The 24,861-nt window shown below is 31.8% G+C and carries 23 protein-coding genes and 1 tRNA gene; 13 read left to right on the top strand and 11 right to left on the bottom strand.

Going from position 1 to position 24,861, the window contains the following annotated elements; all coding sequences use genetic code 11:
- Positions 1-77: 77 nt before the first annotated feature.
- From dapF to GGR97_RS10410, 4 genes are read left to right on the top strand one after another with little or no spacing between them, the layout of a single operon-like run.
- Positions 78-863 carry a diaminopimelate epimerase gene (gene dapF / locus GGR97_RS10425; protein ID WP_167898461.1) on the top strand — a complete coding sequence of 262 codons (786 nt, stop codon included), beginning with the start codon at positions 78-80 and terminating at the stop codon, positions 861-863.
- The gene (locus GGR97_RS10420) at positions 856-1,377 is read left to right on the top strand and encodes a GNAT family N-acetyltransferase (RefSeq protein ID WP_167898460.1); all 522 of its coding nucleotides are present in this window, start codon (positions 856-858) and stop codon (positions 1,375-1,377) included. The genes dapF and GGR97_RS10420 overlap by 8 nt, the downstream gene beginning before the upstream one ends.
- 6 nt (positions 1,378-1,383) lie before the next feature.
- Entirely contained in the window at positions 1,384-2,406 is a 1,023-nt protein-coding gene (gene mltG / locus GGR97_RS10415; protein ID WP_167898459.1) for an endolytic transglycosylase MltG, read from the top strand.
- Positions 2,407-2,434: 28 nt separating this feature from the next.
- Positions 2,435-3,466 carry an L-dopachrome tautomerase-related protein gene (locus tag GGR97_RS10410; protein ID WP_167898458.1) on the top strand — a complete coding sequence of 344 codons (1,032 nt, stop codon included), beginning with the start codon at positions 2,435-2,437 and terminating at the stop codon, positions 3,464-3,466.
- 72 nt (positions 3,467-3,538) lie between these two features.
- Here GGR97_RS10410 and GGR97_RS10405 read toward each other — a convergent pair whose 3' ends face one another.
- From GGR97_RS10405 to dnaA, 3 genes are read right to left on the bottom strand one after another with little or no spacing between them, the layout of a single operon-like run.
- Complete coding sequence (locus GGR97_RS10405) at positions 3,539-4,249, bottom strand: SAM-dependent methyltransferase (protein WP_167898457.1); 711 nt, start codon at positions 4,247-4,249, stop codon at positions 3,539-3,541.
- A 2-nt stretch (positions 4,250-4,251) separates the two neighbouring features.
- Positions 4,252-4,713, bottom strand: coding sequence for a low molecular weight protein-tyrosine-phosphatase (locus GGR97_RS10400; RefSeq protein WP_167898456.1), 462 nt, complete (start codon positions 4,711-4,713; stop codon positions 4,252-4,254).
- Positions 4,714-4,715: 2 nt separating this feature from the next.
- Positions 4,716-6,146: a chromosomal replication initiator protein DnaA gene (dnaA, locus tag GGR97_RS10395; RefSeq protein ID WP_167898455.1), complete on the bottom strand. Its 1,431-nt coding sequence runs from the start codon at positions 6,144-6,146 to the stop codon at positions 4,716-4,718.
- A gap of 193 nt (positions 6,147-6,339) precedes the next feature.
- Between dnaA and GGR97_RS10390 the strand changes: the two genes are divergently transcribed.
- Positions 6,340-6,741: an acyl-CoA thioesterase gene (locus GGR97_RS10390; RefSeq protein ID WP_167898454.1), complete on the top strand. Its 402-nt coding sequence runs from the start codon at positions 6,340-6,342 to the stop codon at positions 6,739-6,741.
- A 1-nt stretch (position 6,742) separates the two neighbouring features.
- On the opposite strand, the gene GGR97_RS10385 is transcribed toward GGR97_RS10390, so the two are convergent.
- Genes GGR97_RS10385 through GGR97_RS10370 form a run of 4 tightly spaced genes read right to left on the bottom strand, consistent with a single transcriptional unit; the run spans position 6,743 to position 9,742 of the window.
- Complete coding sequence (locus GGR97_RS10385) at positions 6,743-7,363, bottom strand: IMPACT family protein (RefSeq protein ID WP_167898453.1); 621 nt, start codon at positions 7,361-7,363, stop codon at positions 6,743-6,745.
- A complete protein-coding gene (locus GGR97_RS10380; protein WP_167898452.1) occupies positions 7,360-8,226 on the bottom strand; it encodes an EamA/RhaT family transporter in 867 nt (288 codons plus the stop codon). The genes GGR97_RS10385 and GGR97_RS10380 overlap by 4 nt, the downstream gene beginning before the upstream one ends.
- On the bottom strand, positions 8,226-9,266 hold the full coding sequence (gene ribD / locus GGR97_RS10375; protein WP_245229490.1) for a bifunctional diaminohydroxyphosphoribosylaminopyrimidine deaminase/5-amino-6-(5-phosphoribosylamino)uracil reductase RibD: 1,041 nt from the start codon (positions 9,264-9,266) through the stop codon (positions 8,226-8,228). The genes GGR97_RS10380 and ribD overlap by 1 nt, the downstream gene beginning before the upstream one ends.
- 8 nt (positions 9,267-9,274) lie before the next feature.
- The gene (locus tag GGR97_RS10370; RefSeq protein ID WP_167898450.1) at positions 9,275-9,742 is read right to left on the bottom strand and encodes a hypothetical protein; all 468 of its coding nucleotides are present in this window, start codon (positions 9,740-9,742) and stop codon (positions 9,275-9,277) included.
- 49 nt (positions 9,743-9,791) lie between these two features.
- Here GGR97_RS10370 and prmC point away from each other — a divergent pair, with 49 nt between their 5' ends.
- The 5 genes from prmC (at position 9,792) to GGR97_RS10345 (ending at position 14,801) form a co-directional block, all read left to right on the top strand.
- Positions 9,792-10,637, top strand: coding sequence for a peptide chain release factor N(5)-glutamine methyltransferase (gene prmC / locus GGR97_RS10365; RefSeq protein WP_167898449.1), 846 nt, complete (start codon positions 9,792-9,794; stop codon positions 10,635-10,637).
- Between the two features lie 115 nt (positions 10,638-10,752).
- Positions 10,753-11,430 (top strand): tRNA (guanosine(37)-N1)-methyltransferase TrmD, encoded by a 678-nt coding sequence (gene trmD / locus GGR97_RS10360; protein ID WP_167898448.1) that lies wholly within the window; start codon positions 10,753-10,755, stop codon positions 11,428-11,430.
- A gap of 159 nt (positions 11,431-11,589) precedes the next feature.
- Complete coding sequence (rplS, locus tag GGR97_RS10355; protein WP_167898447.1) at positions 11,590-11,943, top strand: 50S ribosomal protein L19; 354 nt, start codon at positions 11,590-11,592, stop codon at positions 11,941-11,943.
- A 202-nt stretch (positions 11,944-12,145) separates the two neighbouring features.
- On the top strand, positions 12,146-14,356 hold the full coding sequence (locus GGR97_RS10350; protein WP_167898446.1) for an NADP-dependent isocitrate dehydrogenase: 2,211 nt from the start codon (positions 12,146-12,148) through the stop codon (positions 14,354-14,356).
- Positions 14,357-14,447: 91 nt separating this feature from the next.
- On the top strand, positions 14,448-14,801 hold the full coding sequence (locus tag GGR97_RS10345) for a hypothetical protein (RefSeq protein WP_167898445.1): 354 nt from the start codon (positions 14,448-14,450) through the stop codon (positions 14,799-14,801).
- A gap of 54 nt (positions 14,802-14,855) precedes the next feature.
- On the opposite strand, the gene GGR97_RS10340 is transcribed toward GGR97_RS10345, so the two are convergent.
- On the bottom strand, positions 14,856-15,998 hold the full coding sequence (locus tag GGR97_RS10340) for an NAD(P)/FAD-dependent oxidoreductase (protein WP_167898444.1): 1,143 nt from the start codon (positions 15,996-15,998) through the stop codon (positions 14,856-14,858).
- A 174-nt stretch (positions 15,999-16,172) separates the two neighbouring features.
- Here GGR97_RS10340 and ccsA point away from each other — a divergent pair, with 174 nt between their 5' ends.
- Both ccsA and GGR97_RS10330 read left to right on the top strand, forming a co-directional pair.
- Positions 16,173-19,382, top strand: coding sequence for a cytochrome c biogenesis protein CcsA (ccsA, locus tag GGR97_RS10335; RefSeq protein ID WP_167898443.1), 3,210 nt, complete (start codon positions 16,173-16,175; stop codon positions 19,380-19,382).
- Positions 19,383-19,447: 65 nt separating this feature from the next.
- Positions 19,448-19,963: a DUF2892 domain-containing protein gene (locus GGR97_RS10330; RefSeq protein WP_167898442.1), complete on the top strand. Its 516-nt coding sequence runs from the start codon at positions 19,448-19,450 to the stop codon at positions 19,961-19,963.
- 83 nt (positions 19,964-20,046) lie between these two features.
- On the opposite strand, the gene bshA is transcribed toward GGR97_RS10330, so the two are convergent.
- Positions 20,047-21,186: an N-acetyl-alpha-D-glucosaminyl L-malate synthase BshA gene (gene bshA, locus GGR97_RS10325; protein WP_167898441.1), complete on the bottom strand. Its 1,140-nt coding sequence runs from the start codon at positions 21,184-21,186 to the stop codon at positions 20,047-20,049.
- Between the two features lie 205 nt (positions 21,187-21,391).
- Here bshA and GGR97_RS10320 point away from each other — a divergent pair.
- Positions 21,392-21,464 (top strand) — tRNA-Phe (locus GGR97_RS10320).
- Positions 21,465-21,521: 57 nt separating this feature from the next.
- Here the strand turns inward: GGR97_RS10320 and GGR97_RS10315 are convergent.
- The gene (locus GGR97_RS10315) at positions 21,522-23,189 is read right to left on the bottom strand and encodes an FAD-dependent oxidoreductase (protein WP_167898440.1); all 1,668 of its coding nucleotides are present in this window, start codon (positions 23,187-23,189) and stop codon (positions 21,522-21,524) included.
- 167 nt (positions 23,190-23,356) lie between these two features.
- Entirely contained in the window at positions 23,357-24,859 is a 1,503-nt protein-coding gene (locus GGR97_RS10310; RefSeq protein WP_167898439.1) for a calcineurin-like phosphoesterase C-terminal domain-containing protein, read from the bottom strand.
- Positions 24,860-24,861 lie beyond the last annotated feature (2 nt).

Raw genomic sequence — 24,861 nt, 5'->3', positions numbered from 1 at the left:
AAAATCTGTTCAAAATATAGCACGTACGTTGCAAGCACATTTTTCTTTGTATTTTTGTAGGCTCAATACAAATTAAAATGGAAATTACTTTTTATAAATATCAAGGTACAGGAAACGATTTTGTAGTGATAGACAATCGTGATTTAAGCTTTCCTAGAGAAAACACAAAACTAGTCAACTTCTTATGCGACAGAAGATTTGGTGTAGGAGCTGATGGGTTGATGTTGTTAAATCCATCTGACACTTATGACTTTACAATGGTCTATTACAATTCTGACGGTACTGAAAGTACTATGTGTGGAAACGGAGGTAGATGTCTAGTTGCTTTTGCTCATAAATTAGGGATTTTTGAAACAGAAACAACTTTTGATGCGGTGGATGGATTGCATTATGCTTCTTACCAAGATGGAATTACCAATTTGCAAATGATTGATGTTGATACTATTGAAGTTTACAACAATCACTGTTTTTTAAACACAGGATCTCCTCACCACGTTCAATTGGTAGAAAATATTGAAAACTACGATGTAAAAAACGACGGATCTGAAATTCGTTATGGTGCTCCGTATTTTCAAGAAGGAACCAATGTGAATTTTGTAGAATCGCTTAGCAATGGAAAATTTAGAGTAAGAACGTACGAAAGAGGTGTAGAAGATGAAACTCTTGCTTGTGGAACAGGTGTAACTGCTGTTGCCATTGCCATGTATGAACAAAAACAAACCACCAACACTAAAGTACCTTTACAAGTAGAAGGTGGTGAATTAGAAGTATCTTTTACTCCTACAGAAAACGGATATAAAGATGTATTTTTAAAAGGACCTGCTACTTTTGTATTTAAAGGAAACTTAAGTTACAATGAGTAAACTAACGGGAAATTTAATAAAATTACGTGCCCTAGAACCCGAAGATTTGGAATTTCTATACCATATAGAGAATAACGAAGCTTATTGGGAAGTTAGTAGTACGCAAACTCCTTACTCTCGTTATCTTTTAAAACAATATTTAGAAAATAGTCATTTAGACATTTACGAAGCAAAACAACTTAGATTTGCTATAGAAAACAAACAACATAACATTGTGGGCATGATTGATTTATTTGATTTTAGCCCACAACATTTACGTGCAGGTATTGGTGTTTTAATAGACCAAACACACCAACAAAAAGGATATGCAACAGAAGCCATTAAACTACTAAATAACTATGCTTTTTCTTCTTTAAATCTAAGACAACTATACGCTAACATAGCAACCGACAATAAAAACAGCATCCAGCTTTTTGAAAAATTAGGATATCAAAACGTGGGTGTTCGTAAAGATTGGATTTTTAGCGATGGAAAATTTAAAGATGTTGCCTTTTATCAATTGATTCACCCTTAATCATTCATGAAAAAAATATATTATAGCCTAGGAATTTTTACTTTGCTAATTCTCTCTATCGGATTGTATTATTACTCTATTATTTACAGTAGCCAAATCAATCAACCTACAAAAGTATATCTAAAATCTACAGATACTGTTGAAGATGTTATTCATACTCTTAGCTCTGTATGTACAGATATTGATGATGTAAAAAAAGTGATTTCTTTAAAAAAATACAATCATGTAAAACCAGGAATGTATGTGTTAAAAGAAGGATTAAACGCTAATGAATTGATTAATTTATTACGCAGTGGAAAACAAACTCCAGTAAAAGTTACCTTTAACAATCAGAATTATATAGAAGATTTAGCAGGACGATTAGCCCAACAAATAGAAGCAGATTCTATCAGTATTTTAAACAGTTTAACAGATACTGCTTTTTTAAAACAAGAAGGTTTTACACACAAAACAGTTTTAAATATTTGTATGCCCTACACCTATGATTGTTATTGGAATATTTCCCCAAATGCATTAAGAAACAAATTACTAAATGCATACCATCGTTTTTGGAATGAGGATAGAATTAACAAAGCCAAGAGTTTAAATTTATCTAAAAACGAAGTAATTACCATTGCTGCTATTGTACACAAAGAAACACAACACAAACCCGAAAGAAAAAGAGTTGCAGGAGTGTATTTAAACAGAGTTAGAATTGGCATGCCTTTACAAGCCGATCCAACGATTATTTATGCTTTAAAAGAAAAATACGGACGTGACACAGTGATTAAACGAGTTTTAAAAAAAGACTTAAAACACAATTCACCATACAATACTTATTTAAACAGAGGTATTCCCCCATCGGCTATTGCTATGCCAGATATTGATGCCATTGATGCGGTTCTTAATGCAGAAAGACATTCTTACTATTACTTTTGTGCTAGTCCAGAAAATTTTGGTACGCATAACTTTGCAAAAACATTAAGTCAACACAACAGAAATGCTTTTGCCTATCAGCGTTGGTTAAACAACCAAAGAGTACATAGATAAATTCATTTTATAAAAAAACAACCTTTACATGAATCACTTTTTATTATCTATTTGTACATTATTCTTAATTAGCTGCAGTTCTAAACCTAAAACGATTATCCAGGTTGCTTCTTTTAAAGGACAACAAGTTACCGGTGTAACAGTTAGTAATAAAGGACAAGTATTTGCAAATTTTCCTAGATGGAGACAAGGTGTTAAAAATTCCGTAGTACAAATTGATAACAAAGGAATGGCCACTCCTTATCCTAACCAAAAATGGAATTCTTGGAACCTAAACACCCCAACAAACGATTCTATTTTTGTTGCCGTACAATCCGTAGTAGCACACAACAACAAACTATATGTTTTAGACACTAGAAACCCATTATTTAAAGGAGTAGAAAGCAATCCTAGAGTATTTGTGTTTAATTTAAATACGCATCAATTAACTAGAACATATATACTTTCAGAAAACAGCTTTCACAAAGATTCCTACATCAATGATTTACGTATAGATTCTAAAAACAACAAGGCTTATTTTACAGATTCTGGTCACGCTGGGCTTTTAATTTTAGACTTGGAATCAGGAGACTTTAAAAGAGTTTTAGATAATCATAATTCTACACTTGCAGAAAAAAAATCCTTAACATTTAACAACGGTACATGGACAAATACAGTCCATTCTGATGGTATTGCTTTAGATAGCAACAAAGATTTACTGTACTATCATTCTTTAACGGGATATAGTCTCTATGCAATCCCTACAGATATCTTAATCAACGGTACAGAACAAGAAATTCAGAACAGTGTGCAATTTATTAAAAAAACTCCCGCACCAGATGGCATGATTTTAGACAAATCTGGAAATTTGTATTTGGCAGACTTAGAAAATAACAAAATAATGAGATTAAAAACTTCAACAAATCAAATAGAAGTTTTTGTCGAAGGAGAAAAAGTTAGATGGGCTGATACTTTTAGTATTTATAATAACGAACTGTATTATACCAATTCTAGAATTAACGAAGTAAAAGATGGTATTAAAAATCTAGATTTTACCATTAACAAAATAAGAATAGATTAAGAAAATCTGTTTCTTAACATCCAAAAAGCCAAATCTTATTCAGATTTAGCTTTTTAATATTTGATTAAAAAATTAGCTTTGAGCATGTATTATAAAAATAGCTGGAATTTTATGTAGTTCCGGCTTTTGATTTTTCCACTCTGCCACGGTATAGGTTTTAATATACTCATTAGGCATGGTAATATCTGCTGCAATACACAAATTAGTACTTGATGATAAAGTAGCCTTTAAGTCATCTAGCATTTTGTGATTACGATAAGGTGTCTCAATAAAAATTTGAGATTGCTTATGTTCTTTAGACAAACGCTCCAAACGTTTAATTTCTCTTTTTCTATCTGCTTTATCAATAGGTAAATACCCATTAAAAGCAAAACTTTGCCCGTTCATTCCACTAGCCATCATAGCCATTAAAATAGAAGAAGGTCCTACCAATGGTATTACTCTAATTCCTTTTTTATGAGCTAAAGCTACTACATCAGAACCTGGATCTGCTACTGCAGGAACTCCCGCTTCGGAAAGTAAACCAATAGATTGCCCTTCCATGCAAACATCTAAATATGAATTTACTTCTACAGCATCTACATACTTATCAATCAATTTTAATTCTAAACTAGGTTGGGATTTTGAAGGAGTTATTTTTTTAATAAACCTTCTAGCAGATTTTTCGTTTTCAACAATAAAATGATTCAAACTTTCTACCACAGACTTTACCGATATTGGCATTACCTCTAAGGGTTCATTATCTCCTAAAGTAGTGGGTATTAAATATAAATTTCCTCTCATGTTTACTCACTTATTTTTTTAACAACAACATCACATGCCTTATCTAACATTTGATACACGTTTTCAAAACCATCACCTCCTCCGTAATAAGGATCTGGTACAGAAATATCTTCACCAGGCTGTAGTTCATTCATAATCATAAAAACTTTAGCTTTTTGAGCCTCTATTTTTGCTAAGCTTAGTATGTTTCTATAATTAGAAGCATCCATTGCATAGATATAATCAAAAGTATCTAAATCTGATGTTTGAATTTTTCTTGCTCGTTGATCTGTAATATCTAACCCATGTTTTTCAGCAACTTGAATAGATCTTAAATCGGGTAAATTACCTACATGGTAAGCACCAGTACCCGCAGAATCAACTATAATAGTATTTGAATCTACTTTGGATTTTAAAATCCCTTCTGCTAATGGAGATCTACAAATATTCCCCAAACAAACCATTAAAACCTTAGTGGGCTTCATGTTTAGAAAGATAATTTTTTAGAAATCTCTTCTACATACGTTTTAAAATTCTTGTCTGTAGCCGCTAAATTATCTACCGTTTTACAAGCATGTAATACCGTAGCATGATCTCTTTTTCCTATTTGTGCACCAATACTTGCTAAAGAAGATTTTGTTAATTTCTTAGAGAAATACATAGCCAATTGTCTAGCTTGTACAATGTGACGTTTTCTTGTTTTAGATTGTAAAGTTGCTAAATCTATTTCAAAATATTTAGAAACCACTTTCTGAATGTAATCTACAGAAACCTCTTTTTTAGTATTCTTAACAAATTTATCTACAATTCCTTTAGCCAATGTTAAGCTAAATTCTTTTTTATTAAATGCAGATTGTGCTATTAAAGAAGTAACAACTCCCTCTAACTCTCTAACATTTGTTTTTATGTGCTTAGCAATAAACTCAATAACTTCCTCCGGTACTTCAACACCGTCTCTATACAAGCGGTTTTTTAAAATATGAATTCTAGTTTCGTAATCTGGTGCTTGTAATTCTGCAGACAATCCCCATTTAAAACGAGATAACAAACGTTGTTCTATATCCTGCATATCTACAGGAGCTTTGTCTGATGTTAAAATGACTTGCTTTCCATTTTGATGCAATTCGTTAAATATTTGGAAAAATGCATCTTGAGTTTTTGTTTTTCCTGATAAAAACTGAATATCATCTACAATTAACACATCTATCATTTGATAAAAATGTAAAAAATCATTTCTGTTATTGTTTTTTAAAACCGCATCTCCATATTGTTGAATAAACTTTTCTGTAGATACGTACAATACTGTTTTATCTGGATATTTATCTTTTACCTGAACTCCAATAGCATGTGCTAAATGTGTTTTACCTAACCCTACTCCTCCGTAAATCATTAACGGATTAAAAGAAGTTCCTCCTGGTTTGTTAGCAACAGCCATACCTGCCGATCTACCCAACCTATTAGACTCTCCTTCCATAAAGTTTTCAAAACAATAATTTGGATTTAGGTTAGACTCCACCTTTACCTTTTGTAAACCTGGTATAATAAATGGATTCTTTACTTCTCTACTAATATTTTTAGCAGGATATGTTACATTCTGAGCCTTCATAGGAGCTCTGTTAGAACTAGGTATTTTTACCGTTTGTGGTACTTTACTACTGTAAGAGTTTTCTAATCTTACATCATACAATAACCTAGCATCTTTCCCCAACTCTCTTACTAAAGCACTTCTCATGATTTTAACATAGTTCTCTTCCAAAAATTCGAAAAAGAATTTACTTGGAACCTGAATAGTCAAAGCTCCGCCTTCTAATTTAACAGGTACAATGGGTTCAAACCATGTTTTGTATCCAACAGGGGTAATATTGTCCTTAATAAATCTTAAGCAGGAAGCCCACACATCTTCGGCTGTTTTTATCATAGTATTAGTTAGCACTTATTAATTTCGTTTTATTCGTTTATTTTCGCACCTAGTTTAGTTAACCTAAATTAATAAAAGAAGGTACCTCTTGGGGACTACAAAAGTGTGAATAAAATACATTATAAAAAAACCTATTGCCTATTGTATTTCATGTTTTTTTTACATACACTAAGAATAAAATTAAGATAAACCTATGATAAGTAAAAACTATAGTTTTAGAGTTAAATATTACGAAACAGATAAGATGCAATATGTGCATCACAGTAACTATGCCAAATACTTTGAAACCGCTAGAATTGAGTGGCTTAGACACGCAAACATATCTTACAAAGATATGGAAGACCAAGGTGTAATGTTGCCTGTTGTAAACTTAAATACAAATTTTAAAAAACCTGCTAAATATGACGATTTATTAACTATAAAAACTGCGATTAAACAGGTTCCCGATGTTAAGATAATTTTCACCTATGAAGTGTACAATCAAGACGATGAATTGTTAACAACCGGAGAATCAACATTGGTGTTTGTAGACATGAAAAAAAACAGACCTATTAGATGTCCTGAAAATATTTTAAAAGCAATTTTGAATCCCTAAATTATTTCTCTTTTGGAATACGAATTTTTACGCAACGTAATTCTTCAAAAGCAAGAATTACGTTGTTAAATATTGCAACCGGACTAAGTAGTGTAAAATTACAATCTAAATACATTTCTTGTTGTTCAATTTCTAAATCATACGTTTTTATAATTCGCATTACTTTATCAACATGTTCGTAAGTACTATGAATCTGGAATGTGCTTTTTATGGTTTTCTCCTCTATTACAGCTTCTGCTAATGTTTCTTCTGCACAAGTTCTATAAGCCTTAATTAAACCTCCTACTCCAAGTTTAACACCTCCAAAATAACGAACTACAATTAGAAACACGTTTGTTACATCATTGGCTAATAATTGTCCGTAAATAGGCTGCCCTGCTGTATTACTAGGTTCTCCATCATCATTTACCCTATAGGTTAACCCATCAAACCCCAAACGATAAGCATAACACCAGTGTCTAGCATCGTGATATTTTTTTTTAATTTCTTCTAAATATTGTTTTACTTCTTCTTCTGAAGTTACAGGAAATAAATAACCTATAAACTTACTCCCTTTATCCTTGTACAACACTTGCTCTACAGGATTATCAATAGTTTTGTATGTAGTTAACTCTTTACTCATAAGGCAAAATATAAAAGCACAATGGCCACAACAGACATTCCTATTCCTAAATAGTTTTGTTGACTTAGTTTTTCTTTATACAAAACAACTCCTAAAAAAACGGATAGCAAAACCACTAATAAATTATTTAAAGAAAACACTAAAGAAGTTGCATAGGTACCTTGTGATAAGGCTTTTAAAAAGAAATAAATAGAAAAATAATTAGGAACACCCAACACCAAACCACCTATTACACTTTTTAAAGAAAATTGTAAACTTCCTAACAAGTACTTTATTAAGCAAACCACAACTCCTATTAATCCGCAAAACAAAAACAACGATGTTGAAAACACTGCTAATTCTTTTTGAGGCACATATAAAGTTTGCATATGATTTAGTATAGAATCTGCAATACCACTTCCTATAAAAATAAAAAAAGGCAAATACCAATATCGTTTATCAAATTGATCTACTCCCGTTTTCTTGGAGGTAAACCAGACTCCTAACAAAGCCATTACAATTCCTAGTGCTTTTGTAACACCTAACGCTTCGTTATACAAAACAACTCCCATACTAATGGGAATGACTACACTCATTTTATTTGCCACAGACATTACAGACAAACCTCCTTTTTGTGCCGTAACCGCCATTAAATTAAATACGATAATAAAGAATATAGAAATACAAATAGCACCCCAAACCCAAGTTTTGTCTAGTAAATAACTATAAGAAATCTGAGTGCCACTATAAAAGTTACCAATCAATAAGGCTGTAAAATAACTTACTACAATCCCTATCAGATTGTCTATTTTAAAACGATTAAATTCTTTAATTGTTAAAAAAACAGCAGTTGTAAAAAAAATACTTAGTAAAAGATAAACCATTAAATATTGCTATAATGTTGCCACAAATCTCCCTTAACAACAGATTGTTTTTGTGGTTGTATTTTTAAGTCAGGAGCTTTTACTCCATTACCAAACACAGATGTTCCTACAAAAACAGTAGCCTCATCCCACAGATTGTTTTCTATAAAAGATGTTAACAATTGCTTTCCTCCTTCTACCAATACTGATTGTATGTTTTCTTGATACAATCCCTCTAGAATTTGAGGAAGAATATTTACTGAAAAATCTATTTTTTTTCCTAAAACATTGTTACTTGCAACTTCTCTTTCTGTAAAAACAATGGTTTTAACTTTTCCATCGTATAAGTTATAATTGTCAGGAACTTTTAAGGTTCTATCTACCAATATTCTTACAGGAGACACTCCTGAAAAAGTACGAGTCGTTAAGGTTGGATTGTCTTTTAATGCCGTTTTAGTCCCCACCATAATTGCGTGTTCTACGGCTCTTATTTGATGTACTTTTTGCCTAGACAATTCGTTAGAAATCCATGTGGGTTTTGCCTCTTCTAAAACATCAACAGTTCTATCTTTATCTATAAAACCATCTTGGGTCTCTGCCCATTTTAAAACTACATAAGGTCTTTTCTTGTTATGAAACGTTAAGAATCGTTTGTGTAACTCCAAACATTTTTCTTCTAAAACTCCTACGTGTACTTCTCGTCCTGCTTTTAACAAAATTTCTATTCCCTTACCCGATACTTTAGAAAAAGTATCCATACAACCTATATAGATTTTAGGAATTTTTTTTGCTTCTATTAAATTAGCACAGGGAGGAGTTTTTCCATAGTGTGCACAAGGTTCTAAGGTTACATATAAAGTAGATCTACTTAGTAAACTTTCATCTTTTACAGCATTAATCGCATTTACTTCTGCATGCGCACCTCCGTAAGCATTTGTATATCCTTCTCCTATAATGTTACCATCACATACAACTACAGCCCCTACAGACGGATTAGGATAGGCTAATCTAGTTCCTTTTTGTGCCAAATCAACAGCACGTTGCATATATGTTAAATGCATCGCATCCATTATTTTAATATTTTAACTTTTTCAGAAAAATGAATAGGGTATTCTTTGGTTACCAAAAACTTTATAAAAGTTGCCTTTCCATCTAACTTTACATCTATCTGATTGGTTAAAATACTACTCAAAATAGAACCTAACAATCCTTTTTTAGAATCGAACAATTGACCGTAAGATAATTTAATCTCTAAAGGAACCGAGAAATCTTTTCTAGAAGGTACTTTTACTTCCTGATTTTTTAGATTCCCTAAATCAATATTATTGACCACCGCATGTAAATCTTTTAAAGTCATTTTTCCGCCCACTCTATTGGGGTTGTTAAACTTTAAACCCGCTTTAATGGTAATAGAATCATTTATTATTTTGGAAACTTTTACATCTCCCACTCCTCTATACTCCGGAGCTTTTAAATTTGAACAAGACACTACAAAAATTGTAGCTATAAAAAGGAAACTTATTTTTACGAACTTCATATGTGTATATTTGTACTCGCAACAAAAATATCAATAAATAAGCCAATTAATGACTTTACTAGCATTTAAACAAAAACTTTATACCACTTTAGAGAGTCATTACCCTAAAACTGAATTGGATTCTTTTTTTAAATTGATTTTAGAAGATATATTAGAATTATCTAAAATTGACTTTGCTTTAAATCCAAATATGGAAGTTTCAGGAGACTCTATTTCAAAGATTAATAAAATTTTAAACGGATTAAGCCAACATCAACCCATTCAGCATTTAATTGGTTTTACAGAGTTTATGGATTTAAAACTGGAAGTAAATCAACATGTATTAATTCCAAGACCCGAAACAGAAGAGCTAATTCTTTGGATTTTAAACGATTTTTCCAAAACCATATCCCCCAATATTTTAGACATCGGAACCGGATCTGGATGTATTCCTATTGCGCTTTCCAAAAAATTAGAAAATGCCAAGGTTAGTACTATTGATGTTTCTAACAAAGCTATTGAAACTGCCAAAAGAAACGCAACTTACAACAAAGCAGATGTTCAATTTTTACATCAAGATATTTTAGCTACTGAAAAACTTACAGCAACTTACGATGTAATTGTAAGCAATCCACCCTATGTTAGAAATCTAGAAAAAGTAGAAATTGAAAAAAATGTATTGGACTATGAACCTCATTTGGCCTTATTTGTTGCAGATGATGATCCTTTAATTTTTTATAAGAAAATAGCAGAATTAGCTCTTATATCTTTAAAACCCAACGGAGCATTGTATTACGAAATCAATCAATATTTAGGAAAAGAAACTGTTGAATTGTTACAAAACATTGGATTTAAAAATATTGAACTAAAAAAAGATGTATTTGGAAACCACAGAATGATTAAAGCTTCTGTATAGTACAAAGTATCGGGTATATGGTATCTAGTAGTAATCGGATAGCTTTGTACTGAATACTTTGTACTTGATACTTGATACTTGATACTAAACACTTACTTTTGCAAAAAACTTTCTCATGCGTATAGATATTATTACCGTTTCACCAGAATTAATCAAAAGTCCGTTTGAGCACTCTATTATGAAAAGAGCTCAAGACAAAGGCTTGGCAGAAGTTCACTTTCATAATTTAAGAGATTATGCCATTAATGATTACGGTAAAATTGATGATATGCAATTTGGTGGAGGTGCTGGAATGGTTTTAATGATAGAACCTATAGATGCTTGTATTAGCAAACTAAAAGCAGAAAGAGACTACGACGAAGTTATTTACATGACTCCCGATGCTCCTACCCTAAACCAACGCACCGCCAATCATCTTTCTATGAAAGAAAATATGATTATTTTATGCGGTCATTACAAAGGAGTAGATCAGCGAGTAAGAGATTTATTTATTACCAAAGAAATTTCTATTGGTGATTATGTATTAAGTGGTGGTGAATTGGGTGCTGCTGTTTTGTGCGACACCATTCTTAGATTGATTCCAGGGGTTTTAGGTGATGAAACTTCTGCTTTAACAGATTCTTTTCAAGACGATTTGTTATCACCTCCAGTATACACAAGACCTGCCGATTACAAAGGAACCAAAGTTCCCGAAGTTTTAACCAGTGGAAATTTTCCTAAAATAGAAGAATGGAGATCTGACAAAGCCTTAGAAATTACAGAAAGAGTAAGACCCGATCTTTTAGAAGATTAGCAACAGTATATCAACACATTAACAACAAAAATATTCCTATAAAAAATAACAACATTTTTATAGTTATTTAAATTATTGTTATTATTTTTGCAGTCCTGAATTAACCTCTGACGATACTCGTGAATGTTGTTTCAGATAAAAACCATTAAATAAAATACAATGGCAGATTTAGTAAAATTCGTACAAGAAGAATTTGTAGCAAAAAAAGAAGTACCATCTTTTAAATCAGGAGATACAATTACTGTATACTACGAAATTAAAGAAGGGGCTAAAACAAGAACTCAGTTTTTTAAGGGTGTAGTAATCCAAAGAAGAGGAACTGGATCTTCAGAAACATTTACAATTCGTAAAATGTCTGGAACAATTGGTGTAGAGCGTATCTTCCCAATCAACTTACCAGCTATTCAAAAAATCGAATTGAACAAACAAGGTAAAGTTCGTAGAGCTAGAATTTACTACTTTAAAGAACTTACTGGTAAAAAAGCAAGAATTAAAGAAGTTAGAAGAAAATAATTTCTTTTTATTCCACAGTTTTAAAAGCTCAATACATTGTATTGAGCTTTTTTTATAAATTTAAAATAGCACAGTTTTTCACAAAATCGTTATGATTTTAACAGGATACCAAATAAGCTAAATATATTAGTACATTTGCAAAACTTATGAACCTTGCGTTTGTAAAGTAGAACTATCAAAAATAAATATTTAAAGAATTAAAATGGCAACAGAAAATTCAAAAATCATCTATACGCTTACGGACGAAGCACCCGCTTTAGCCACGTATTCATTATTACCAATTATCAAAGCTTTCACAAGCAAGGCAGGTATTGAAGTTGAAACAAGAGACATCTCTTTAGCAGGAAGAATATTAGCTAACTTTCCTGATTTTTTAACAGATGATCAAAAAATTTCTGATGCTTTGGCTGAATTAGGAGAATTAGCTAAAACTCCAGAGGCTAATATTATAAAATTACCTAACGTTTCTGCATCTATTCCTCAGTTACAAGCAGCTATTAAAGAGTTACAATCTAAAGGTTTTAACATTCCTAATTACCCTGCTAACCCTGCAACAGAAGAAGAAAAGCAAATCAAAGCAAATTACGCTAAGGTTTTAGGATCTGCAGTAAACCCTGTATTAAGAGAAGGAAATTCTGACCGTAGAGCTCCAAAAGCAGTTAAAAACTACGCTAAAAAAAACCCACACCGTATGGGTAAATGGGAAAAAGACTCTAAAACTCACGTAGCCTCTATGGAAGCTAATGATTTTTACGGTTCTGAAAAATCTACAACAATAGCAAACGCTACTGAATTTAAAATTACATTTAACGGTACCGACTTAAAAGGATTTGCTCCTTTAAAAGCTGGAGAAATTATTGACTCTTCTGTAATGAGCATTAATTCTTTAAAAGAATATGCTGCTAAAGAAATTACAGATGCAAAAGAAAATGGAGTGTTGTTATCATTACATATGAAAGCAACCATGATGAAAGTTTCTGATCCTATTATTTTTGGAGCGATTGTAGAAGTTTTCTATAAAGACGTTTTTGAAAAATACGCTGATTTATTTACTGAATTAGGTGTAACTGCTACAAACGGTTTAGGTGATGTGTATGCTAAAATAGCTGGACACCCTAAAGAAGCTGAAGTAAAAGCCGCTATTGATGCAGTGTATGCAGATGCTCCTGCTGTAGCTATGGTAAATTCTGACAAAGGAATTACCAACTTACACGTACCGTCTGACGTAATTGTTGATGCTTCTATGCCAGCAATGATTCGTACTTCTGGTCAAATGTGGAATGCAGAAGGAAAACAACAAGACACTAAAGCGTTAATTCCAGATAGATGTTATGCTGGAGTTTTCCAAGCAACTATTGATTTCTGTAAAGAAAATGGTGCTTTTGATCCAACTACTATGGGAACAACTCCTAACGTAGGGTTAATGGCTCAAAAAGCAGAAGAATATGGATCTCACGATAAAACTTTCCAATTAGACGAAGCAGGAACTGTACAAGTTGTTGATAAAGAAGGAAACGTATTATTAGAACAAACTGTAGAAGCTGGAGACATTTTTAGAATGTGTCAAGTAAAAGATGCTCCTATTCAAGACTGGGTTAAGTTAGCCGTTAACAGAGCAAAAGCAACAGGTTCTCCTGCTGTATTTTGGTTAGACGATAACAGAGCTCACGATGCTGAAATCATCAAAAAAGTAAACACTTATTTAAAAGATCACGATACTACTGGATTAGAAATTTTAATCAAGTCTCCTATTGAAGCTACTTTATATACTTTAGAAAGAGTAAAAGCAGGATTAGAAACTATTTCTGTAACAGGAAACGTATTACGTGATTACTTAACAGATTTATTCCCAATTTTAGAATTAGGTACTTCTGCTAAAATGTTATCTATTGTTCCTTTAATGAACGGTGGAGGATTGTTTGAAACTGGTGCTGGAGGATCTGCTCCAAAACACGTTCAGCAATTGGTTGAAGAAAACTACTTACGTTGGGATTCTTTAGGAGAATTTTTAGCATTAGCGGTTTCTTTAGAACACTTAAGTGGTAGATACAATAACCCACAAGCACAAGTATTAGCAGATACTTTAGATGCTGCAACTGGTAAATTCTTAGATACTGACAAATCTCCAACACGTAAAATTGGTGGTATAGACAACAGAGGTTCTCACTTCTATTTAGGATTATATTGGGCTCAAGAGTTAGCTGCTCAAGATAAAGATGCTGAATTAAAGGCTATCTTTACTCCTGTAGCAGAAGCTTTAACAGCTAATGAAGCTAAAATTGTTGAAGAATTAATTTCTGTACAAGGAAAACCTGCTAATATTGGTGGTTACTACTTATTAGATCAAACATTAGCTTTTGATGTAATGAGAGCAAGTGCTACTTTAAACACAATTATTGACGGAATTGCTTAATTCTAACAAACGATAATAAAAAAGCCTCGCTAAATTAGCGAGGCTTTTTACTTTTAAAATAATATCTTTAGCAAAAAATAAAATTAATTATATGAAAGTAGGAGCCTTAGCCACCATTATTGTTAGTGAGTTGTTAATTTTAATGTTAACTTCTTTAAACATAAACTCAAACAGCATTAGTTTTGTAAGTACTTTGGTTGTAGTTGTAGTTGTAGCCTTTTCTTTTTCGGCTTTATTACAAAATATTAAAACCCTAGCTAGCAGTAAAAAATATGGAATTAGTGGAGTTATTGGAGTTATTGCAGGTATTTTATATTTCTGGCTAACTAGTAAGCATTTTGAAACTATTGTAGCTTGGCTACACAAGTATGGAGTTTCTATTTTATTAGTTGTTATTTTAATATGTGTGATTTACTTATTCCAAGGAAAAAAATCAAAAGCATAAAACAAAAAAAACGCTTAGCAATTTGCTAAGCGTTTTTTTATATTCTTATATTTCTTAAAAAACCATCTTTTCTTTTAACTTCTCTTTTATTTTTCCCATTACATCTTTAGGATATAATTTTTCTCCCATAAAAATATCAGTCATCGCTTCACTAAAACGCTGACCATAATTTTTCATCAGGGTTTTTCTTATCAATTTACTGCTGTAAAACAATTTTGCCAATTTCATAGAAGTTAACAACTCTGGCATAATAGTACTTTCAATAATATCTGTATAAGTTTTAGCAGCTTTTTCACTATCATCTCCAGCCTCTGCAATAGCCTCTGCAACTAACTTACCACTATATATAGCATTAGATATTCCTTCTGCGGTTAACGGATCTGCAAAACCAGCAGCATCTCCAATTAAAAATACATTGTTTTTAACAAAACCATCTAACCTAGGTGTTACAGGAATTTGATAACCATGTTTCTCTATACTAATAATTTCTTCTATTCCTAAAAACTTAATATAGTCAGCACAGTATTCTTTTATTTTTCTATCCTCTTTTAAAATAGCTCCTACCCCAATAGACAAATGTTTCTCTTTAGGAAAACACCATCCATACCCTGCAGGAATTGCATCAATATCAAAACGAATTTCTTTAGACAAACGTTCAAAATCAGCATCATTTACTTCTATTTCATACTCTAAAGCGGGAATTAAATTTCGAGTATCTTTTTCCCATCCAGCCATTTTAGCTACTTGACTGTAAACACCATCGGCAGCAATTACGTATTTTGCAGAAACAAGACCTTGAGTAGTTTCTAACTCTACAACATCATCTTTCTTTTCAATTTTAGTAACCTTACACCCTTCTATAAGCTCTACCCCTAACTCTTGTCCTTTTTTAACAATTAAATTATCAAAAATATCACGCATAACTAAAGAAACAATTGGCTCTTTACGTTCTGTAACAAAATGTAACTTTTTTCCCATGTAGATATCAATCTTATTAAACTCAATATCTACTACTTCAGAAATATCAAAAGGCATATTTTTTCTACCTCTGTATACAAAACCACCTCCACAGACTTTATATCTAGGTAAAGTTTCTTTTTCTAAAATTACCGTTTTAAGTCCAGCTTTAGCTAAATGAAATGCTGCAGAAGCACCAGAGGGTCCACTTCCTACAACAGCTACGTCAAATTTGCGCATATAGTGTTTTTTTTCAGCTAATATAAATTATTATTTCAAAAAAGAAACCGGTAAAAACTTAATACCATTCTAAATAAAAAAAATGTAAAATATATAAGCGTATTGGCTCTATTATTGCTGAGTATTTCGTTCAATATTACGTAATTTAGCAACTTTAAAAAACTTAAGCATCCGATGAAAAAAATCTGGAATATTCTATACAGTACTCGTTTAATGGCTGTGCTATTTGTTGTGTTTGGAGCCGCAATGGGAATAGCTACTTTTATAGAAAACGATTATGGTACCGAAACCTCTAAAGCACTAGTATACAACACTTGGTGGTTTGAAGCTATTATGGCTCTATTTGTTATTAATTTTATAGGAAACATTTTTAAATATAGACTCTATAAAAAAGCAAAGTGGTCTGTACTGTTATTTCACCTTTCGTTTTTATTAATTATTATTGGAGCTGCAGTTACTAGATATGTTAGTTACGAGGGAGTAATGCCAATTATTGAAGGAGAAAAATCAAATGTATTCTTTTCAGAAAAAACATACTTAAATTTAAACTTTCACAACTTTAAAGAAGAAAAAAATGTACATGCTCCTATTTTGTTATCAGCAAAAGGAAAAGCATCGTACCATGTTTCTACAGATTTTAGAGGTCAAAAAATAGATATAGAGCTAACTGATTATATTCCTAATGCAAAAACGGAGTTTACCAAATCAGAATCAGGAGATCAATACATTCATTTTGTAGAATCTAGTTCTGGTAGTAGACACGATCATTATGTTAAAAAAGGAGATATAGAAAACATTCACGGAATTTTAGTAGGATACGAAAATGGTGAAGATGCTTCTGTAAACTTTACAGAAATTGATGGTGAACTTTATTTAGAATCTAAACACAACGGTACATATATGAGAATGGCCGATAGATTTAATGGAGAAATTACAAAAGGGAAAGCTGAAAAATTTAACTACTTAAGCTTACACCAAATTGCAGGATTAAGTTTTGTGGTTCCAGAAAAACCAATTACTGGTGAAATGAAAGTAATTTCTGCCAAAGACAAAAAAGCTTTTCCAGAAGCTATGATAACTTTAAAGGTAACTTCTAATGATAAAATGACTTTGGTACAAGTAAAAGGAGGACAATACACTTCTAACAAACCTGTTCCTTTTACATTAGCAGGCTTAAATTTTAATATTTCTTACGGATCTAGAATGTTAAAGCTTCCTTTTTACATTAAACTAAACGATTTTCAATTGGAAAAATATCCCGGTTCAGAATCTGCAGCATCTTACGCTAGTGAAATTACCTTAATTGATGAAGTGGATAATAATACATTTGATTTTAGAATTTTTATGAATCATATTTTAAATTACAAAGGCTATAAATTTTTCCAATCTAGTTACGATTTATCTGGACCTAAAGAAGAAACTAGACTTTCTGTTAACCACGATGCTGTTGGTACTACAATTACTTATATAGGTTACTTTGCTTTGTATGCAGGATTGTTATTAACCTTATTTATGAAAGAAACTCGTTTTGGACAATTAAGTAAGCGTTTGAATAAATTAAAAAATAAAACAACAGTTGTAGCTTTATTAATTGGTTTAACTAGTGCTTTTAGTTTTGCGCAAGAACACAATCATGATGAGCATAACCACGAAGGTCACAATCACGAAGAACACAACCATGATGCAGATAGCAATGATCCTCATGTAGAAAGTAAGCAAAAAGTGATGTCTCCTGAAGAGGTAAAGGCTGCCATTCTAAAATATGCAGCAAAACCAGAACACGCTTTAGAGTTTAGTAAACTTGTTATTCAAGATGCTGGTGGTAGAATGAAACCTATCAATACTTTTGCTAGTGAATTACTAAGAAAAGTTAGTAAAAAAGATACTTATAACGATTTAGATGCCAACCAAGTATTTTTATCTATGGTAGAAAACCCTAGAATGTGGTACGAGGCACCTGTTATTTATTTAGAAAAAAAGGATACTAAAATTAGAACTATTTTAGGAATAGACAAAGACACCAAATATGCTTCTTTATCTAACTTTATTGATCCTTCTGGAAATTATAAATTAACTACTTATGTTGCTGATGCTGAAAAAAATCAAAAGAAAAGTGCTTTTGAAAAAGATGTCATCAACATTGATAAGAGAGTAGGATTGCTATACACAGCTATAAGCGGAAGCATTATGCGTATTTTTCCAATGATGAACGATACCAATAACAAATGGGTTTCTCAATTAGAACTAAGTACCGCTGGTTTTACGGGTATTGATTCTGTTTTTGTAAAACAAATTTTACCTGCTTACAGACAAACTTTATGGCAAGCAAAAACTTCTGGAAATTATAGTGAAGCTAACGAGATTTTAGACGGAATTAAAAACTTCCAGAAAAAATACGGAGCAGAAGTGTACCCTAGTCAAAAGAAAATTGACTTTGAAATTACTTACAACAAATACGATATTTTTAAGAAGCTTTTCTCATATTATATGTACATGAGTACGTTCTTATTCTTATTCATTATTGTTCAAATTTTTAAAGACGGAAAAGTAATTAGAGGTCTTATTAAAGGTTCTACTGCTATTGTTATTTTCTTATTTGTACTACAAACAGCCGGTTTAGGAGTTAGATGGTTTATTAGTGGACATGCTCCATGGTCTGATGCTTATGAATCTATTATATATGTAGCTTGGGCAACCATGTTATTTGGGTTAATTTTTGGACGAAAATCATCATTAACTATTGCCGCAACAACTTTTGTTACAGCCATGATTTTAATGATTGCACATTGGAACTGGATGGATCCTCAAATTGCAAACCTACAGCCTGTATTAAACTCTTATTGGTTAATGATTCACGTAGCTATTATTGTAGCTAGTTATGGACCTTTTACTTTAAGTATGATTTTAGGCTTAGTCGCTTTAATCTTAATGATCTTAACAACTGAGAAAAATAAAAAATCTTTAAAACATAAAATTGATGAGTTAACCATCATTAACGAAATGAGTATGACTGTTGGAGTTATTATGTTAACGATTGGTAACTTTTTAGGAGGTATGTGGGCTAACGAAAGTTGGGGTCGTTACTGGGGATGGGATCCTAAGGAAACCTGGGCTTTAATTAGTATTATGGTATATGCTTTTGTATTACACATGCGCTTGGTTCCAGGTTTAAGAAGTAAATTTGCCTTTAACATTGTATCTGTTTACGCTTTTGCCAGTATTATGATGACTTATTTTGGAGTAAACTTTTACTTATCTGGGTTGCACTCTTATGCTAGTGGAGACCAAGTAGTAACTCCTAGTTTTGTATACTATTCTATAGCTATTGTAGCTGTTATTGCAATATTTGCTTACTTAAAATTTAAAAAATACTACAAAAAATAATAAGGATTGTTAAATCCGTTATTAAAAATGTAAATTTGCAATTCTTATAACTACAAACAATCAACATGTTTCACAAGTATTTAAAATTAGTTTTAGCAGCTGGAGTAACAATATTAGCTGTATTACAATTTATTGATGAAAATATCGGTAACGGTATTCTATTACTATTATTAGCAGGAATCTTTGTATTCTTTTATTTTAAAAATGAAATTTTATTATTGGCATTTTTACAAATGAGAAAACAAAACTTAGAAGGAACTGAAAAATGGTTAAATAAAATTAAAAAACCAGAAATGGCTTTAATTGGTTCTCAGCAAGCCTATTATTATTACCTACAAGGTTTAATGGTAGTTCAAAAGAACATGAGCCAAGGTGAAAAATTATTAAAGAAAGCTTTAAGTTTAGGTTTGCGCATGGGACACGATGTTGCAATGGCTAAATTAAACTTGGCTGGAATTGCAATGAGCAGACGTAGAAAAAGAGAAGCTACAACTCTTTTAAACGAAGCTAAAAAATTAGACAAACACGGAATGCTAGCAGATCAAATTAAATTGATGAAAGATCAATTAAAAAAGATTTAAGTATTCTTATTACAACTTAAAAAGGTCTTCATAATTTTTATGAAGACCTTTTTTTATGCTTATTTTTTTTACTTACAAAACGCTTAAGCCGTTGTAACTACCAAGCTTTTATAAATAGCCTCATATTGTGGCAATACTTGATCTATACTAAACGTTTTTGCTCTTTCAAAGGCATTTTGCTTATAACCTTCTAGAATTTCTTTGCTTTCTATTAATTTTAAGGTATTCTTAGCCATATCATCAACATCTTTTACATCACTTAAAAAACCAGTAATTCCGTGGATGTTAACTTCTGGTAAACCTCCTGTATTGGTAGATATAACCGGTGTTTTAGCCGCCATTGCTTCTAAAGCAGCCAATCCAAAACTTTCGGATTTTGATGGCAAAATAAATACATCAGAATAACAAAGAATTTTATTAACTTCTAAACTATTTCCTAAAAATAATATTTTATCAAAAACTCCTAACTCTCTAGCCAAACGCTTTACTTCTACCATTTCTGGTCCTTGTCCTACTAGCATTAATTTAGCAGGCTTTTTTTCTAAAACCTTAGCAAATATCTTTACTACATCTTTAGCACGCTTAACAGGTCTGTAATTACTTATATGAGTTAAAATAAATTCATCCTCCGTTGCAATACTTCCTCTTTGGCATTCTTCACCTCCCATAGGGTGTTTTGCATATTTATCTATTTCGATAAAATTATACACCACTTCTATTTCTCTATTAATATCAAACAAACGATAAGTATCATCTCTTAAACTTTTAGAAACGGTTGTTACCACATCAGAATGATTGATACTAAATTCTACAGCTGTTTTATAATTAGGATGACTTCCTACCAAAGTAATATCTGTACCATGCAAAGTAGTCACAACTCTAATATCAATTCCTTTTTCTCGTAACATTTGCTTTGCCATATAGGCTGCATAGGCATGAGGAATTGCATAATGTACATGCAACAACTCTAAGTTGTATTTTTCTGCAACTTGTACCATTTTACTAGACAAAGCCAATTCATAAGGTTGGTAATGAAATAAAGAATATTCCTCTATTTGTACCTGATGAAAATGAATTCCACTAGAAATTAAATCTAGCCTTACAGGAAGATTATAGGTAATAAAATGAACTTCATACCCTTTATTAGCCAAAGCCATACCTATTTCTGTAGCTACCACTCCGCTTCCTCCAAAAGTAGGATAACAAACAACTCCTATACGCATATTAAATAGTTTCTATATATGTACGCAAAAGTACCGTTAACTTACGGCTTAGACAAAAATATTATTCTTATTAAAAATAATTTACAGCTAAGAACCTCATTATGAAAAAGATAAACAAACAGTTAAAAAAAGGTGAAATTTTCCATATAAAAAAGCATTGTTTATCTATAAAAAAGCTTAGATTTGCAACCGCTAAGTTAAGCATGGTGCCTTAGCTCAGTTGGTAGAGCAAAGGACTGAAAATCCTTGTGTCCCTGGTTCGATTCCTGGAGGCACCACAACAAAAACCACAACTTAATTGTTGTGGTTTTTTTGTTTTATAAATCATTCATTTTTTATACTACTGATTTGTTATTTAACAAATCCCAAACCATATACCCTCCAGATAGGTTTTTAATATTTTTAAAGCCTTTAGATTTTAATTGTAAAAAAGCTAAGTAACCTCTCATTCCTTTTGCACAATACACTATTGTTTCTTTGTACTTATCTAAGTTGGTAGAATAAAGAGCTCTAATTTCATCCAAAGGAATATTTGTACTATTGTCTATTTTGCCATTTTTAGAAACTTCTAACAATGCTCTTACATCTATTAATTGATAATTTTCTTTAGGTTCTTGTTTTATTTTTTGCTGTAATTCTTCTACTGAAATTTCTTCATAATCATCATTTAAAGCGTTAGAACTTACAAAACCTGCAACAACTATTGGATCTTTTGCAGGAGAGAATGGTGGTGCGTAAGCCAAATCTAAATTGGTCAAATCATCTATGGTTAATCCTCCGTAAATAGCCGTACTCATCACATCTATTCTTTTATCTACCCCATGTTCACCATAGGCTTCACATCCAAATATTTTTCCTGTATTTGAATCGTAATAAGTTTCTATTATTAAATCTTTTTGATTTGGAAAATATCCTGGTGTAGCTCCTGTAATAATTAAATTCGTCTTAAAATCTATATTCTGTTGTACTAAATATTCTGACGACAAACCTGTTCTTCCTAATACGTTTTCAAAAACCTGAATAATAGCTGTCTTGTATCCTCCTTTAAAAGTTTGATTTCCTCCAGCAGCATTGGCTCCTGCAGCTCTTCCTCCTTTGTTAGAATGTGTTCCCAAAGGCAAATAGTCATGCTCATTGGTTAATGTATTTTTAATACTTGCACAATCTCCAGCTGCATAAATATCTGGTAAAGAAGTTTCCATTTTCTCATTTACCTTTAAAGCCCCATTTCTAATATGATCTGCTCCTTTATCAATCAATAAATCTGTATTGGGCTTGATCCCCACACTCATAATTAAGAAGTCTGTTACAACATTTTTTGATGGAATTACCACTTCTATTATTTTTCCCTCTTCCACCACTACTTCCTTAACAAACGTATTGGTAATTACCTCTACTCCATGTGCTTCTAAAGTTTTTTGAGCAAACTTTCTATATTTAGAACTCCACATAGGCAACACACCATCACCACCTTCTATCAAAGTTACTTTTTTACCTAGCTCAATCAAATTTTCTACTACTTCAACACCTATCAATCCTGCCCCCATAATGGTTATATGTTCAGCTTCATCAATTGCTCCTTTTTTCATGATTTTATCAAAATCTTCTAAAGTTCTACAAGGAGACCAATTGAGAGTTCTTTCTAAATTGGTAATTTTAGGAACTATGGTTTTAGCTCCGGTAGTAAAAATTAACTTATCGTAGCTATAAGTAGCTTTTGTAGTCACTATTTTATGCTCATCAGGTAAAATATCAATCACTTCCTCTTCTAAATGTACATCAATATTAAATCTATCTCTAAGCAAGTCAGCCTCTACCACTAATAATTTTTCTCTGGTTTTAATAACTCCAGACAATGCATAAGGAATCCCACAAGTAGCATAGCTAATGTTTCTACACTTTTCAAACATTTTTATGTTGGCATTCTCGTTTTGTCTTCTTGCTTTTGCTGCTGCAGATGGTCCTGCAGACAATCCTCCTATTACAATAATATCTAATTTCATTTTCTATAATTTTCTTATAGCAAATCTAATCACCTAAAGAAAAGTATACAGTAACAAAAGTAACATAAAAAGACTAAATGGTATTTTATAAAAACAAACCTCCCTAGATAAAAATTGAAAAAAAATTTACAGGGAGGTTCTTAAGCTAAGTTTTAAATATTTCTTTCTTATTTTTTAAACTTTTGTGTGTATTTATTACCAAATCTATCCACTACTTCTACCAAAATATTTTGAGTTTGTTTGTTTGGTCTAAAAACAAACATGTGATCGGTTAAATGTGGTTCTACCCAAGTTCTCCTTTCCGGTAATTTTGCACCTTTATGCAATTGAATACTTAAAGGATCTAAAGTAGTAACACGAATCATATCTCCTTTTAACTCTCCATCTTCATACCATCTTACTTGCCAATTTACATCCCAGTTCCAAACATTTACAGACCAAGCATCTGAATATTCTTTATTTTCTCCTTCAGTATACACTCTAAATTGATGTGTTTTGTCTTGCCCTAATGATTTGTAATACCAAGACACTTCTGATCCTTTTACCGAATACACTCCATACCCGCTAGGTGTACCATCAAAACAAATAGGACCACTCCACCACGCACCACAAACAGTACCATGACAATGTTCGTATAAGTTTTCGTTTAACATCATATTGTCATTAAAATGAGTATGACCCGACATTATATGAGCTTTATAAGGAGCTAATAATTGATACAAATGTACCCTGTTATTTACCGTTCCACCCATGTGATTGTTTTTAGGATAACGAGCTACATCTCCTGTATAAGTTGGAATATGCAACGAAACAATTACAGTAGTTCCTGGTGTCACAAAACTTAAATCTTTTTCTAACCAAGCCAATTGTTGTTCATTTACATATCCTATATATTGCTTATCTACTCCAATAAAAAACACATCGTCTAAAACCACATAATGCACTTCTCCTCTATTAAAAGAATAATATGTTGGCCCATACTGATTTTTAAACGTAAAAGCAGTCGTAGCATCACTTCTGTTGCCTAAATCCATATCGTGATTTCCTATCACTTGAAAAAATGGAATTTCCATTTTTTTTACAGATGTATTGTAACTCTCAAACAGTTCTAAATGATCAAAAACCAAATCTCCACAACCAATACCAAATACATTGCTGTTTTTTTGTTTCAATTCTTGTATAGTTGCTATAAAATCTGGAGTGGCTGTATTAACCAATTGCTCAGCTTCATATTCATCCTGAATTTGAGGGTCTGCCAACAGTAAAAAATGGTGTTCTTTATCTGATTCTTTAAGAGGCTGTAAATCAAACGTAAAAAATTGCTCTTTTTTAACTTTGTCAATTCTTTTAAAATAATTTGCAGATCCATTATCTAATTGAGTAATTTCATAGCCCGCAGGTAAGCTGATGTAAACAAATTCAACATCATTCCCACTTTCAATAGTAAAGCTTCCTTGCTTGTCTGTCTTCACCAAAGTACGACCATCGGTTACCACAACGTTTTTAATCCCTTTCCCTTTGCTTACTACCTTTCCTTTAATACTTAAAGAAACATATACTTCTTTTTCAGGAAGTAGTTCAGCTCCATAAGCCGTAGAAATTCCTCCAACAAAAGGCAAAGAACCTGTGATAATTCCTAATTTTTTAATGAATTTTCTTCTATTCTCCATGA

It is taken from the genome of Wenyingzhuangia aestuarii (assembly GCF_011927765.1).
In the GTDB taxonomy this organism is placed as follows: domain Bacteria; phylum Bacteroidota; class Bacteroidia; order Flavobacteriales; family Flavobacteriaceae; genus Wenyingzhuangia; species Wenyingzhuangia aestuarii.
This window is presented reverse-complemented; position numbering and strand designations above follow the sequence as displayed.

What these genes read in the sequence shown, in the direction of transcription:
- GGR97_RS10370 (WP_167898450.1), bottom strand. Translation starts at nt 9,742, where the DNA reads ATGAAGTTCGTAAAAATAAGTTTCCTTTTTATAGCTACAATTTTTGTA.
- ccsA (WP_167898443.1), top strand. Translation starts at nt 16,173, where the DNA reads ATGAAAAAAATCTGGAATATTCTATACAGTACTCGTTTAATGGCTGTG.
- GGR97_RS10405 (WP_167898457.1), bottom strand. Translation starts at nt 4,249, where the DNA reads ATGAGAGGAAATTTATATTTAATACCCACTACTTTAGGAGATAATGAA.
- GGR97_RS10330 (WP_167898442.1), top strand. Translation starts at nt 19,448, where the DNA reads ATGTTTCACAAGTATTTAAAATTAGTTTTAGCAGCTGGAGTAACAATA.
- bshA (WP_167898441.1), bottom strand. Translation starts at nt 21,186, where the DNA reads ATGCGTATAGGAGTTGTTTGTTATCCTACTTTTGGAGGAAGCGGAGTG.
- GGR97_RS10380 (WP_167898452.1), bottom strand. Translation starts at nt 8,226, where the DNA reads ATGGTTTATCTTTTACTAAGTATTTTTTTTACAACTGCTGTTTTTTTA.
- GGR97_RS10345 (WP_167898445.1), top strand. Translation starts at nt 14,448, where the DNA reads ATGAAAGTAGGAGCCTTAGCCACCATTATTGTTAGTGAGTTGTTAATT.
- GGR97_RS10315 (WP_167898440.1), bottom strand. Translation starts at nt 23,189, where the DNA reads ATGAAATTAGATATTATTGTAATAGGAGGATTGTCTGCAGGACCATCT.
- GGR97_RS10400 (WP_167898456.1), bottom strand. Translation starts at nt 4,713, where the DNA reads ATGAAGCCCACTAAGGTTTTAATGGTTTGTTTGGGGAATATTTGTAGA.
- trmD (WP_167898448.1), top strand. Translation starts at nt 10,753, where the DNA reads ATGCGTATAGATATTATTACCGTTTCACCAGAATTAATCAAAAGTCCG.
- GGR97_RS10340 (WP_167898444.1), bottom strand. Translation starts at nt 15,998, where the DNA reads ATGCGCAAATTTGACGTAGCTGTTGTAGGAAGTGGACCCTCTGGTGCT.
- mltG (WP_167898459.1), top strand. Translation starts at nt 1,384, where the DNA reads ATGAAAAAAATATATTATAGCCTAGGAATTTTTACTTTGCTAATTCTC.
- ribD (WP_245229490.1), bottom strand. Translation starts at nt 9,266, where the DNA reads ATGCATTTAACATATATGCAACGTGCTGTTGATTTGGCACAAAAAGGA.
- prmC (WP_167898449.1), top strand. Translation starts at nt 9,792, where the DNA reads ATGACTTTACTAGCATTTAAACAAAAACTTTATACCACTTTAGAGAGT.
- GGR97_RS10310 (WP_167898439.1), bottom strand. Translation starts at nt 24,859, where the DNA reads ATGGAGAATAGAAGAAAATTCATTAAAAAATTAGGAATTATCACAGGT.
- dapF (WP_167898461.1), top strand. Translation starts at nt 78, where the DNA reads ATGGAAATTACTTTTTATAAATATCAAGGTACAGGAAACGATTTTGTA.
- GGR97_RS10350 (WP_167898446.1), top strand. Translation starts at nt 12,146, where the DNA reads ATGGCAACAGAAAATTCAAAAATCATCTATACGCTTACGGACGAAGCA.
- GGR97_RS10390 (WP_167898454.1), top strand. Translation starts at nt 6,340, where the DNA reads ATGATAAGTAAAAACTATAGTTTTAGAGTTAAATATTACGAAACAGAT.
- dnaA (WP_167898455.1), bottom strand. Translation starts at nt 6,146, where the DNA reads ATGATAAAAACAGCCGAAGATGTGTGGGCTTCCTGCTTAAGATTTATT.
- rplS (WP_167898447.1), top strand. Translation starts at nt 11,590, where the DNA reads ATGGCAGATTTAGTAAAATTCGTACAAGAAGAATTTGTAGCAAAAAAA.
- GGR97_RS10385 (WP_167898453.1), bottom strand. Translation starts at nt 7,363, where the DNA reads ATGAGTAAAGAGTTAACTACATACAAAACTATTGATAATCCTGTAGAG.
- GGR97_RS10420 (WP_167898460.1), top strand. Translation starts at nt 856, where the DNA reads ATGAGTAAACTAACGGGAAATTTAATAAAATTACGTGCCCTAGAACCC.
- GGR97_RS10410 (WP_167898458.1), top strand. Translation starts at nt 2,435, where the DNA reads ATGAATCACTTTTTATTATCTATTTGTACATTATTCTTAATTAGCTGC.